Raw genomic sequence first — 11,951 nt, forward strand, 5'->3', positions numbered from 1 at the left:
ACGACCTGTTCCCGGCCACGCGCGAGCAGTTCAACGGCTTCATCGCGGCCGAGTCGAAGAAGTACGCCGAGGTCATCCAGCGCGCCAAGGTCTCGCTGGACTGAACCTAGGAGAGCACCCGCCATGGACGATCCCAAGCAATGGCACATCGGCCTCGTCGGCTACGGCGAGGTGGGCCGCATCCTGGCCGAGGACCTGCGCCAGCAGGGCCTGACGGTCTTCGCCTACGACCTCAAGCTCGATGCGCCCGCGACGGCCGAGGCGCTGGTGGCGCATGCGCGCGTCCATGGCGTGAGCCTGTCCACCTCGCATGCCGACCTGGCCGCGCGCGCCGATTTCATCGTCAGCGCCGTCACCGCGAGCCAGGCCGTGCCGGTGGCGCAGGCCTGCGTGGCGGGCATCCGGGCCGGCACCTTCTTCCTGGACTTCAACTCCGCCTCGCCCGGCGCCAAGCAGCGCGCCGCGGAGCTGATCGGCGCCGCGGGCGGGCGCTACGTCGAAGGCGCGGTGATGACCTCCGTCCCGCCCTACCGCATCCGCGTGCCGCTGCTGCTGGGCGGCCCGGACGCGCGCGCGCTGGAGCCGCTGGTCAACGCCCTGGGCTTCGACGCCAAGGTCAGCAGCGAGAAGTTGGGCGTGGCTTCCGCCACCAAGATGTGCCGCAGCGTGATGATCAAGGGCCTGGAGGCCATGGTCATCGAAAGCTTTACATCGGCTCGCCACTATGGCGTCGAGGATGCGGTGATCGCCTCGCTGCAGGAAACCTTTCCCGGCATCGACTGGGAGAAGCAGGCGGCCTACTTCTTCCAGCGCGTGATCGAGCACGGCCGCCGCCGCAGCGAGGAAGTGCGCGAGGTGGCCGAGACGGTGCGCGAGGCCGGCCTCACGCCCTGGAGCGCCGCCGGCACCGCCGAGCGCCAGGCCTGGGTCGCCGACCTGGCCGACCAGGGCCTGTTCGGCCCCAAGGGCACCAAGGAATTCGCCCGCAGCCCCGATTGGCGCACCGAAGCCGATCGCATCCTGGCCCACGTCAAGAAGGACTGAATGATGAGCAAACCCACCACCGGTGACTTCACCAAGACCTCCGGCTGGCTCGACTGGTACGAGGGCCCGGCCAAGCCCGCCTTCCAGGTGCCGCCCGGCAGCGTCGATGCGCACTGCCACGTCTTCGGCCCGGGCGAGAAGTTCCCCTACGCCCCGGAGCGCAAGTACACGCCCTGCGACGCGTCCAAGGACCAACTCTTCGCGCTGCGCGACCACCTCGGTTTCGCGCGCAACGTGATCGTGCAGGCCACCTGCCACGGCGCCGACAACCGCGCGCTGGTGGACGCGCTGCTGCACAGCGAGGGCAAGGCCCGCGGCGTGGCCACCGTCAAGCGCAGCGTCAGCGACGCGGAGCTGCAGGCGCTGCACGACGCCGGCGTGCGCGGCGTGCGCTTCAACTTTGTCAAGCGGCTCGTGGACTTCACGCCCAAAGACGAGCTGATGGAGATTGCCGGCCGCATTGCCAAGCTCGGCTGGCACGTGGTCATTTATTTCGAGGCGGTCGATCTCCCGGAGCTGTGGGACTTCTTCACCGCGCTTCCGACCACCGTGGTGGTGGACCACATGGGCCGGCCGGACGTGACGAAGCCCATCGACGGGCCGGAGTTCGAGCTGTTCCTGCGCTTCATGCGCGAGCACGGCAACGTCTGGAGCAAGGTGAGCTGCCCCGAGCGCCTGTCGGTGAGCGGCCCCCCGGCCCTGAACGGCGAGCGCAACGCCTACCGCGACGTGGTGCCCTTCGCACGCCGCGTGGTGGAGGAGTTCCCGGACCGCGTGCTGTGGGGAACCGACTGGCCGCACCCGAACCTCAAGGGCCACATGCCCGACGACGGGCTGCTGGTGGACTTCATCCCGCACATCGCCCCCACGGCCGAGCTGCAGCGCCAGCTGCTGGTGGACAACCCGATGCGGCTGTACTGGCCCGAGGAAGTCAGCAAGTAAGGAGACCTCCATGGCACTGGAAAAACCGTACAAGGACGTGCCTGGCACGACCATTTTCGACGCCGACCAGTCCCGCAAGGGGTACTGGCTCAACCAGTTCTGCATGTCGCTGATGAAGGCCGAGAACCGCGAGAAGTTCAAGGCCGACGAGCGCGCCTACCTGGACCAGTGGGCGATGACGGAAGAGCAGAAGCAGGCCGTGCTCGACCGCGACCTCAACCGCTGTATCGCCCTGGGCGGCAACATTTACTTCCTGGCCAAGATCGGCGCCACCGACGGCCGCAGCTTCCAGCAGATGGCCGGCAGCATGACCGGCATGACCGAGGAAGAGTACCGGCAGATGATGGCCGCCGGCGGCCGCTCCGCCGAAGGCAACCGCTATGCCGGCGAGCACGGCGATGCGCAGCCCCACCGCCAGCCGCAGGGCGCGGCCGGACAGAAAAAAGGCAACTGACATGGCCCGCATCACCGCATCCGTCTACACCTCGCACGTGCCGGCCATCGGGGCCGCCCTGGACCTGGGCAAGACCCAGGAGCCCTACTGGCAGCCGGTGTTCCAGGGCTACGACTTCTCCAAGCAGTGGGAGAAGGAGAACAAGCCCGACGTGATCTTCCTGGTCTACAACGACCACGCCACGGCCTTCAGCCTGGACATCATTCCCACCTTCGCCATCGGCACGGGGGCGGAGTTCCAGCCCGCCGACGAGGGCTGGGGCCCGCGCCCGGTGCCCAAGGTCATCGGCCATCCGGAGCTGGCCTCGCACATCGCGCAGTCCGTGATCCAGGACGACTTCGACCTGACCATCGTCAACAGGATGGACGTGGACCACGGCCTGACGGTGCCGCTGTCGCTGATGTTCGGCCAGCCCGAGGCCTGGCCCTGCCCGGTGATTCCCTTCGCGGTCAACGTGGTGCAGTACCCCGTGCCCAGCGGCCGGCGCTGCTTCAATCTGGGCAAGGCCATCCGCAAGGCGGTGGAGAGCTATGACGAGCCGCTCAACGTGCAGATCTGGGGCACCGGCGGCATGAGCCACCAGCTGCAGGGCCCGCGCGCGGGGCTGATCAACCGCGAGTGGGACAACGCCTTCCTGGACAAGCTGATCGACGACCCGGAAGCCGCCGCCAGCATCCCGCACATCGACTACGTGCGCGAGGCCGGCAGCGAGGGCATCGAGCTGGTGATGTGGCTGATCGCGCGCGGCGCGATGAGCGACGTCAACGGCGGCCCGAAGCCCACCGTCAAGCACCGCTTCTATCACGTGCCCGCTTCGAACACGGCCGTGGGCCACCTCATCCTGGAGAACAACTGACATGAGCAACCAAACGATCAAGGTCGCGCTGGCCGGCGCCGGCGCCTTCGGCATCAAGCACCTGGACGGCATCAAGAACATCGACGGCGTCGAGGTGGTCTCGCTCGTCAGCCGCGACCTGGAGAAGACGCGCGAGGTGGCCGAGAAGTACGGCATCAAGCACGTGACCACCGACCTGGCCGACAGCCTGGCGCTGCCGGAGGTGGACGCCGTGATCCTGTGCACGCCCACGCAGATGCACGCCGCGCAGGCCATCCAGTGCCTGAAGGCCGGCAAGCACGTGCAGGTGGAGATTCCGCTGGCCGACAAGCTGGAGGACGCGCAGGAAGTGGTGCGGCTGCAGAAGGAGACGGGCCTGGTGGCGATGTGCGGCCACACCCGCCGCTTCAACCCCAGCCACCAGTGGATCCACAGGAAGATCGAGGCCGGCGAATTCAACATCCAGCAGATGGATGTGCAGACCTTCTTCTTCCGCCGCACCAACATGAACGCGCTGGGCCAGCCGCGCAGCTGGACCGACCACCTGCTGTGGCACCACGCCGCGCACACGGTGGACCTGTTCGCCTACCAGTGCGGCAGCCCGATCGTGAAGGCCAACGCGGTGCAGGGCCCCATCCATCCGCAGCTGGGCATCGCCATGGACATGAGCATCCAGCTCAAGGCCGCCAACGGCGCGATCTGCACGCTGTCGCTGTCCTTCAACAACGACGGCCCGCTGGGCACCTTCTTCCGCTACATCGGCGACAGCGGCACCTACATCGCCCGCTACGACGACCTGGTCAGCGGCAAGGAGGAGAAGATCGACGTGTCCAAGGTCGATGTGTCGATGAACGGCATCGAGCTGCAGGACCGCGAGTTCTTCGCCGCCATCCGCGAAGGCCGCGAGCCCAACTCCAGCGTGGCGCAGGTGCTGCCCTGCTACGAGGTGCTGCACCAGCTGGAGCAGCAGCTCAACGCGGATCTGTGACATGTACCCGTCACACCCGCGAAGGCGGGTGTCCACGAACACCGAGCGGCCGCGTATCGGCATGCGTGGATGCCCGCCTTCGCGGGCATGACGGAATTTCTTGAAACCAGAGCTTTGATCGACAGAGGAATGAGCCTCATGCAGCAGCGTCGCATTGGTCCCTTCAGCGTCTCGGCCCTCGGCCTGGGTTGCATGAACCTCAGCCACGCCTACGGCGTGCCGCCGCCGCCGCAGGAAGGCGAGCGGCTGCTGCTGCGGGCGCTCGACCTGGGCGTCACGCTCTTCGACACCGCGGCCCTCTACGGCTTCGGCGCCAACGAGACGCTGGTCGGGCGGGCACTGAAGCCCCATCGGGACCGCTTCACGCTTGCCAGCAAGGGCGGCATGGCCGGCGTCAAGGGCGAGGACGGCGTGACGCGCCGCGTCATCGACGGCCGCCCCGAGACCCTGCGCCGCAACTGCGAGGACAGCCTGCAGCGCCTGGGCGTGGAGGTGATCGACCTCTACTACCTGCACCGCCTGGACATGCAGGTGCCGATCGAGGAATCGGTGGGCGCCATGGCCGACCTGGTGCGCGAGGGCAAGGTGCGCACGCTGGGCCTGTCGGAGGTGTCGGCCGAGACGCTGCGCCGCGCGCATGCCGTGCACCCGATCGCCGCGCTGCAGACCGAGTACTCGCTGTGGACGCGCAACCCGGAGATCGCGGTGCTGCAGGCCTGCCGCGAGCTGGGCGTGGCCTTCGTCGCCTTCAGCCCGGTGGGCCGCGGCTTCCTGGCCGGCGGGCTGACGGACGTGTCCACGCTGGACGCCAAGGACATCCGCCGCGCCATGCCGCGTTTCACGCCGGAGAACTACGCGCGCAACCTGGAGCTGTTCGAGGGCCTGCGGCGCATCGCCCAGGCGCGCGGCTGCACCCCGGCGCAGCTGTCGCTGGCCTGGCTGCTGGCGCAGGGCGAGGACATCGTGCCCATCCCCGGCACCACCAGCCTCGCGCACCTGGAAGAGGACCTGGCCGCGGTGGACGTGACGCTGGACGCCGCGACGCTGGCCGAGCTGGATGCGCTGATCAACCAGCGCACCGTGGCCGGTGCCCGCTACAACGCCGCCACGCAGCAGGAAATCGACACCGAGGAGTTCTGAGGTGATCCCGCGCCGCCGCCTGGTTGCCGCCGCAACGCTGCTGCCGCTGGCCGGCGCGGTGCGGGCGCAAGGCAATTTCCCATCGAAGCCGATCACGCTGGTCGTGCCCTTCGCGCCCGGCGGCGTGGCGGACCTCACGGCCCGCGCCGTGGCCGAACCCATGGCCAGGAGCCTGGGCCAGAGCATCGTGGTGGACAACCGGCCCAGCGCCGGCAGCATCGTCGCCTCGCAGGCGGTGGCGCGCGCCGCGCCGGACGGGCACACGCTGCTGCTCATGAGCAACAGCAACGCGCTGAGCGTGTCGCTGTTCAAGAAGCTGCCCTACGACACGCTGCGCGACTTCGCGCCCGTGGGGCTGCTGGGCGTGTTCGACATCGGCCTGTTCGTGCCCGCGGGCTCGCGCTTCAGCCGGCTCCAGGACCTGATTGCTTACGCCAAGGCCAACCCGGGCAAGCTGACCATTGCCACCATCTCTGCCGGCAGCACCCAGCACCTGGCGGCCGAGATGTTCAAGCGCGAGGCCGGCATCGACGCGCTGGTGGTCCCGTACAAGGGCACGCCGGCGGTGGTGAGCGCGCTGCGCGGCGGCGAGGCCGACGTGGCGTTCGAGATCCTGGCGCCGGTGCTGGGGCAGGTGGGCGGCGGCGTGCTGCGGGCGCTGGCCGTGTCCTCCGACAAGCGCAACCCCGCGCTGCCGCAGGTGCCAACCGTGCAGGAGTCCGGGGTGCTGCGCTACGCGGTGGCCTCGTGGAACGCGCTGGCGGTGCCCGCGGCCACGCCAGCGGCGGTGATCGCGCGCCTGAACCAGGCCGCTCGCGAGGCGGTGGCGACGCCGGCCGTGCAGCAGCGCCTGGGCGTCCTGGGCGTGCGCCTGGCGTCCGGCACGCCGGCGCAGCTGGGCGATCTGCTCAAGAGCGAGATCGCGCACTGGGGCACGGTGATCCGGGCGGCCGGCATCCAGCCGGAGTAGGGCAGAGTAGGGCGGAGTAGGGCGCCGCGGCCGGCGACTGGCTGCGCTGCGCCCGGCGCCGTGGGCGATGGCGACATCGGCACGTTGGCTGCTCGCGATCCCGCGCGAGACCCCGGGCTGCCCGCCAGGCACGCCTGCAGCGGCCACCGGCCCCGGTCCTTTCACCCTGTCGGCTGGAGGAAGCGCCATGGAGCAGACGACGCAGGCAAGACGTACCCGGCTGCTGCTGGGCCTCGGCGTCGGGGCCTTGCTGGCCTATGCGTGGGGCCGAAAACGTGCAGAAGGAGCTTCCATGGAACAACCGAATTTCCGACCGGCCCATCGCGAACGCCTGTACGACACGGATGGGCAGCGGGTCGTGGGCCCTGCCCAGGGGACGGGTTCCGGCAGTGGCCAAAATGGGGGGCAGGGCCGTGAAGCGCCCGGCTACGGCGCGGCGCCGGGCGATTTCCGGCATGGCGGCCTGGGTGTCCGGGGCCACGTGGCCGAGGCGCCGCACCTCGGCACGCCCGGGCCCGCAGGCTCGGGCCGCCCGGCGGCCGATGCGGGGCGGTTCCAGGGCGGGGGCGATTTCGGTGGCGGCTTCCAGGCCTGGGGGCACGTGCCCGAGGTCCCGGAGGGCCAGCGTTCCGCCGGGACGCAGGCGGACGAGGACTTCGACCCCGACTACCTCCAGTGGCGCGAGGAGCAGCTGCGCCAGCTTGACGAGGACTACCGCGCGTGGCGGCAGCACAAGTTCGCGGAGGATTTCAGGCAGTGGCGCACCCGGTCATCCGGCGGGGCGGGCTGAGCGTCAAGCTTCGTTTCCGGATCAACCGCCGCTCCACAGCGCCAGCATCGCCGCGCTGAAGCGCTGCGCGATGGCCTCGGCTTCGGGGTGGCGGCCCTCGCGGATCACCCAGCGCCCGGCCACCAGCACGTCGCGCCACGGCCGCGTGGGCCCGGCGAACAGCAGCGCATCCAGCAGCCGCTCGGCCGGCACACCCAGCAGGCCGCCCGCGCCGGCATCCGCCACCAGCGCATCGGCCCGCGCGCCTTCCACCAGGCCCCAGGCGGGCTCGCCGGCCGCGCGGGCGCCGGCGTGTACCGCCACGTCCAGCAGGCGCGCCGCGGTCGAAGGCTGGCCCGTGCCCGGCGCCGCGGCGAGGTTGCGCCGGCGCAGGTGCAGGCGCTGGCCGTACTCCAGCCAGCGCAGCTCCTCCACCGCGTCGCGCGAGACTTGGCTGTCCGAGCCGATGGACACCCCCACGCCGGCCGCGAGCCAGCCGGGCAGGTCCGCCAGGCCGTCGCCCAGGTTGGCCTCGGTGGAGGGGCACAGCACCACGCCGGCTTCGCTGGCGTCCACGGCCGCGATCTCCTTGCGCGTGGCATGGGTGGCGTGCACCAGGTGCCAGCGCGGGTCCAGCAGCCCCTGCCCGTACAGCCACTGGATGGGGCGCTCGCCGGTGGCGCCCAGGCATTGCTCGACCTCGGCGCTCTGCTCGGCCACGTGGATGTGGATCGGCCCTTCGAAATCCTCCGACAGGTCGCGCAGCGCCAGGATGGACACCGGCGCCGCCGCGCGCAGCGAGTGGATCGCCAGCCCGGCGCTGAGCAATGGCCGGCCGGCCTCGCGCACGCGCCGCGCCGCCTCCCACGCGCCTTGCGCGTCCAGCGCGAAGCGGCGCTGCTCCTCGCGCAGGGCCGGCAACGTGAAGCCGGCGCGCTCGTACAACGCCGGCAGCAGCGTGAGCCCGATGCCGGCCTCGGCCGCCGCGTCCGCCAGCGCCCAGCCCAGCGTGAGCGGATCGGCATAAGGCTGGCCCTCGGGATCGCGCTGCAGGTAGTGGAACTCGCACACCTGCGTGTAGCCGCCGCGCAGCAGCTCCACGTAGAGCTGCGCCGCCACGGCGCACAGTTGCCCGGCCGTGATGCGCGAGGCGACGCCGTACATGCGCTCGCGCCAGGACCAGAAGTCGTCTTCCGTTGCGCCCTCGCGCGTTTCCGCCAGCCCGGCGAAGGCGCGCTGGAAGGCATGGCTGTGCGCATCCACCAGGGCGGGCAGCAGTGGCCCTGCGGCGATCTCCGCGCCCGGCGGCGCATCCCTGTCCGGCGTGATGGCCAACCAGCGCCCGTCGCGGCCCACTTCCAGCAGCACCCGCTCGCGCCAGCCGCCGGGCAGCCAGGCGCGGGGGGCCCAAAGTTGAGAGAGCATCGAAGTCTCCAAGGCTGTGCAGTGAGGGAGCCAGGGTATGCCGCGAGGCGCCTTTCCCACGCTGGCAGCGCATGTTTTCTTGCTCCCGGGGCATCGCTAGCATCCGCTGCAGTACGCCGGCGCCGGTTTTCATGAACCGGCGCCGGCCCGGCTTGTCTTTCCCACCGCGTAGGAGTTCCGCCATGGCCCACACGCTAGATCGACACAGCCTCCGCCGTCCGCATTCCTCCACCGCCCCCGGCGTGCGAGCCGTCACGACGGACCGCCCCCTGCACTGGTTGCGCCAGGGCATGCACGACATGATGCGCACGCCCGCGCCCAGCCTCGGCATGGGCGTGCTCATCGCCGCGGTCGGCATGCTGCTGAGCACCGCGGCCTGGAAGGCCACCTACATCGCCCCGGCGCTGCTGGGCGGCTTCCTGCTGGTGGGGCCCTTCCTGGCCATCGCGCTGTACGGGCTCGCGAGCCAGATGGAGGAGGGCCAGGCGCCGCACCTGCGCGACTCGCTGCAAGCCATCCGCACCAATGCCGGCTCCATCGCGCTGTTCGGGCTGATGCTGACGTTGACCTACCTCTTGTGGGAGCGCATGGCCGCGATCCTGTTCGCCTTCTATTACAGCGGCGAGGCCATCCACCTCTCGCAGCTCATGGCTGAAGTGCTGTCCGGCCAGTACCTCGGACTGATGCTGATCTTCCTGGGCGCCGGCGCGCTGCTGGCCGGCGCGGTGTTCGCGCTCAGCGTGGTCAGCGCGCCGATGCTGGTGGACCGCCCGGTGGATGTGATCACCGCCGCGCTCACGAGCCTGCGCTGCTGCGTCCGCAACCCGCTGCCCATGCTGCTGTGGGCCGCGCTCATCGCCGGCCTGGCGCTGCTGGGCTTCGCGACGCTGATGCTGGGCATGATCTTCGTCTTCCCGCTGCTGGCGCATGCGAGCTGGCATGCGTACCGGGAAATGGTCGAGGACTGACCCACGCCAGCCGCTGGTCCCCCGTCACCGGCAACTCCCGCACGCGGATGCCGGTGGCGTTGGACACGGCGTTGGCGAGGGCCGCCACCGCGCCCGTCATCGACACCTCATCCACGCCGCAGGCGCCCGTGACGGGGAACCGTTCCGGGTAATACGGCGTGATGCCGGCATCACGGGATATTCGATATCTGAAATTCCGGGGCCTGTCGGCCAAGCCGAAGCAGCCAGAATTTCAGTAAGCGCCTAACCGCCTTTTCCATGGATGGTTTCCGGCCTGCCGCGGACCGGAGTACTTTGGTTGGTGCGGTATTTCGGGTTTCTACGGGCTTCCAGGGCTCTGCCCAACGCGCCATGAGTACTTTCAATAATCGCCTGACGTTGGTTTTCGGAATGGCCGCGGCCTTGTGGCTGGGGGGCTGTGGCGGCGGTGGCGGTCATGGCGATTCGGTCGGATTGACGGTCGCGGCCACGCCGTCCATGGAATCCGGTCAATCCCGAAGCGATGGGGAGGCGCTTTGGGCCAGTAAAGATTTTGAAACTTCCTCGCAGGCGGCGCTTGAAGCCTTGCCGCAATTGCAGTCGCCCGGGAAGGAAACAGCGCAAAGCCTGGACGCGTCCGTGCCGAAATTCAGCCTTGCGCCGGGTGAAATGAAATGGAATCCCGGCCACTACGTGGTGCTGGATTCAGATATCAATGAAACTATCCTTGATAGGGCCCTGAGCGAGATTCGTCCGCTGCCCGTGGTGAAAGGCATCGTGCTGCGCGCCTACTGGTCACAACTGGAGCCGGAGAAAGGGGTGTACCGCTTCTGGCGCATCAACCGGTTCATGGCCAAGGCGGCGGCGCAACACAAGCGCTTCTTCCTGCTGTTGAGTATCCGCGGCTTCAGCGAGGGCAAGGTGGCGCCGGCATACCTGCGGGCGCCCTACTACGGCGGTGGCGCCTACAAGTTCGAGAACCAGCGGGGCACTTTCGGAGAGAACCTCACGCTCTGGAACGAGCGTGCGCGCTATCGCCTGATCCTGCTGATCCGGGAACTGGCCCGGCGCTACAACGGCAACCCGAATTTCGAAGGCGTGATCATGGCGGAAACGGCATTCGGGAAACCCGTGGACCCTGTCACCGAGGAGCAGAAGGCAGGGTATTACGCGGGCTTGTCTCTGGTGGATACGGCGGCGCGCAGGGCATTCCAGAATACCGTGGTGATCCAGTTTGTGAATTACCCCGTCAATTACACGCCTGGTATCGTTGAGAACCTGCTGGACAAGGGCATTGGACTGGGTTCGCCGGATGTTTACCTCGACGACCCCCAGCACGAACAATACATTTACCCGTTCAACGACCAGGCGCGTGGCCGAGTCCCCATCGGCATGCAGGTGGAGCACCATTCCTACCGCTCGACTCATGCGGGCGGCCCCTTCGATCCGCCTCCGGTTCGCGATCTTTATGTATTTGCCAGGGACCGCCTGCACAGCAATTACATTTTCTGGCAACGTGACTTGCGCGAACCCTATCTCGCCTGGACCAAGGTGTTGCAGATGTTCGGGTCCGCCGATTTTCCCGATTCGCCATCGGGCGGGCTGAGCGCCCGGTGCCCCGCGAAGTACATGCGCTGCGTGAGGCAGGCGTCCTGAATCGGCGCTGGCCCGCTGCGTTCAAGTCCGCAACGGTTCAGCTTGACGCCGCAGCGGTGCGCTCAGGCCCAGGAGGGGCCTGGTCGCACGTGTAGAGGTGCTTTGCGACACCGCTCATGCCGTGCGCCACGCCCGCAGCGCCTCCGGAATGTCCTCCAGCGCCGCCACCCGCAGCACGCCTTCGGGAGGACGGCGGCCCAGCGCGGGCGCGGCGCCGCCCACCCACAGCGCCACGCCGGCCGGCAGCAGCGCGCGCAGCCGTGCCAGGCTCGCCAGCACCAGGTTGCGCTTCTGGCAGCCGGTGACGCTCAGCGCCACCACCTCGGCGCCCCAGGACGCGGTCGCGGCGGCAATGTCGTCCAGCGGCACCTGCGTGCCCAGCGCCAGGCAGGCGCAGCCTTCCAGGCTCAGCACCGTCTGCGCCATCAGCAGCCCCAGCCCATGCGGCTCACCCGGCAGCGTGGTCAGCAGCACGCGCGGCCGGCCCGCATGCACGGGCAGGCTCCCCAGCGCCGCGTGCAGCGTGGCCTGCACGCACTCGGTGAACAGGTGTTCCTCGAAGATGCGCAACTCGCCGTGCAGCCAGGCCTCGCCCACGCGCCGCGCCATCGGCGCCACCACCTCGATCACGAAGCCGCGCAGCCCATGGCGCGCCTGCGCCACCGCCAGCGCCTGGCGCAGCGCCGCGCCGTCGTGGCCGCGCAGCAGCGCCATCAGCCGCTCGATCTCGCCGCCGTCCGCCTTAGCCGGGCTGGTGGCCGCCGCCGCCGCGGCCCTCGGC

At 69.4% G+C, this 11,951-nt stretch carries 12 protein-coding genes; 10 read left to right on the top strand and 2 right to left on the bottom strand.

All coding sequences use genetic code 11. The features are described 5' to 3' along the window. The 8 genes from Q0741_RS03045 to Q0741_RS03080 all read left to right on the top strand — a co-directional run. Positions 1-1,044: NAD(P)-dependent oxidoreductase (locus Q0741_RS03045; RefSeq protein ID WP_298231723.1), on the top strand; the 1,044-nt coding region annotated here is incomplete at its 5' end. A 3-nt stretch (positions 1,045-1,047) separates the two neighbouring features. Continuing rightward, positions 1,048-1,986: an amidohydrolase family protein gene (locus Q0741_RS03050; RefSeq protein WP_298231724.1), complete on the top strand. Its 939-nt coding sequence runs from the start codon at positions 1,048-1,050 to the stop codon at positions 1,984-1,986. A gap of 10 nt (positions 1,987-1,996) precedes the next feature. Further along, the gene (gene ligA, locus Q0741_RS03055) at positions 1,997-2,440 is read left to right on the top strand and encodes a protocatechuate 4,5-dioxygenase subunit alpha (RefSeq protein ID WP_298231725.1); all 444 of its coding nucleotides are present in this window, start codon (positions 1,997-1,999) and stop codon (positions 2,438-2,440) included. A 1-nt stretch (position 2,441) separates the two neighbouring features. After that, complete coding sequence (locus Q0741_RS03060; protein WP_298231726.1) at positions 2,442-3,296, top strand: class III extradiol dioxygenase subunit beta; 855 nt, start codon at positions 2,442-2,444, stop codon at positions 3,294-3,296. Position 3,297: 1 nt separating this feature from the next. Then, entirely contained in the window at positions 3,298-4,263 is a 966-nt protein-coding gene (locus Q0741_RS03065) for a Gfo/Idh/MocA family oxidoreductase (protein WP_298231727.1), read from the top strand. A gap of 138 nt (positions 4,264-4,401) precedes the next feature. Further along, positions 4,402-5,403, top strand: a complete 1,002-nt coding sequence (locus Q0741_RS03070; protein ID WP_298231728.1) for an aldo/keto reductase — start codon at positions 4,402-4,404, stop codon at positions 5,401-5,403. 1 nt (position 5,404) lies between these two features. Further along, positions 5,405-6,373: a tripartite tricarboxylate transporter substrate binding protein gene (locus Q0741_RS03075; protein ID WP_298231729.1), complete on the top strand. Its 969-nt coding sequence runs from the start codon at positions 5,405-5,407 to the stop codon at positions 6,371-6,373. A 187-nt stretch (positions 6,374-6,560) separates the two neighbouring features. Next, positions 6,561-7,163, top strand: a complete 603-nt coding sequence (locus Q0741_RS03080) for a hypothetical protein (RefSeq protein WP_298231730.1) — start codon at positions 6,561-6,563, stop codon at positions 7,161-7,163. Between the two features lie 21 nt (positions 7,164-7,184). On the opposite strand, the gene hutF is transcribed toward Q0741_RS03080, so the two are convergent. Then, entirely contained in the window at positions 7,185-8,567 is a 1,383-nt protein-coding gene (gene hutF, locus Q0741_RS03085) for a formimidoylglutamate deiminase (RefSeq protein ID WP_298231731.1), read from the bottom strand. A gap of 182 nt (positions 8,568-8,749) precedes the next feature. On the opposite strand from hutF, the gene Q0741_RS03090 reads away from it, so the two are divergent. Next, on the top strand, positions 8,750-9,535 hold the full coding sequence (locus Q0741_RS03090; RefSeq protein WP_298231732.1) for a DUF2189 domain-containing protein: 786 nt from the start codon (positions 8,750-8,752) through the stop codon (positions 9,533-9,535). Positions 9,536-9,886: 351 nt separating this feature from the next. Next, positions 9,887-11,170, top strand: a complete 1,284-nt coding sequence (locus Q0741_RS03095; protein WP_298231733.1) for a hypothetical protein — start codon at positions 9,887-9,889, stop codon at positions 11,168-11,170. 114 nt (positions 11,171-11,284) lie between these two features. Here Q0741_RS03095 and Q0741_RS03100 read toward each other — a convergent pair. Next, positions 11,285-11,951: cobalamin-dependent protein (locus tag Q0741_RS03100; protein WP_298231734.1), on the bottom strand; the 667-nt coding region annotated here is incomplete at its 5' end.

The organism is uncultured Azohydromonas sp., from assembly GCF_937926365.1.
In the GTDB taxonomy this organism is placed as follows: Bacteria; Pseudomonadota; Gammaproteobacteria; order Burkholderiales; family Burkholderiaceae_C; genus Azohydromonas.

What these genes read in the sequence shown, in the direction of transcription:
- Q0741_RS03050 (WP_298231724.1), top strand. Translation starts at nt 1,048, where the DNA reads ATGAGCAAACCCACCACCGGTGACTTCACCAAGACCTCCGGCTGGCTC.
- ligA (WP_298231725.1), top strand. Translation starts at nt 1,997, where the DNA reads ATGGCACTGGAAAAACCGTACAAGGACGTGCCTGGCACGACCATTTTC.
- Q0741_RS03060 (WP_298231726.1), top strand. Translation starts at nt 2,442, where the DNA reads ATGGCCCGCATCACCGCATCCGTCTACACCTCGCACGTGCCGGCCATC.
- Q0741_RS03065 (WP_298231727.1), top strand. Translation starts at nt 3,298, where the DNA reads ATGAGCAACCAAACGATCAAGGTCGCGCTGGCCGGCGCCGGCGCCTTC.
- Q0741_RS03070 (WP_298231728.1), top strand. Translation starts at nt 4,402, where the DNA reads ATGCAGCAGCGTCGCATTGGTCCCTTCAGCGTCTCGGCCCTCGGCCTG.
- Q0741_RS03080 (WP_298231730.1), top strand. Translation starts at nt 6,561, where the DNA reads ATGGAGCAGACGACGCAGGCAAGACGTACCCGGCTGCTGCTGGGCCTC.
- hutF (WP_298231731.1), bottom strand. Translation starts at nt 8,567, where the DNA reads ATGCTCTCTCAACTTTGGGCCCCCCGCGCCTGGCTGCCCGGCGGCTGG.
- Q0741_RS03090 (WP_298231732.1), top strand. Translation starts at nt 8,750, where the DNA reads ATGGCCCACACGCTAGATCGACACAGCCTCCGCCGTCCGCATTCCTCC.
- Q0741_RS03095 (WP_298231733.1), top strand. Translation starts at nt 9,887, where the DNA reads ATGAGTACTTTCAATAATCGCCTGACGTTGGTTTTCGGAATGGCCGCG.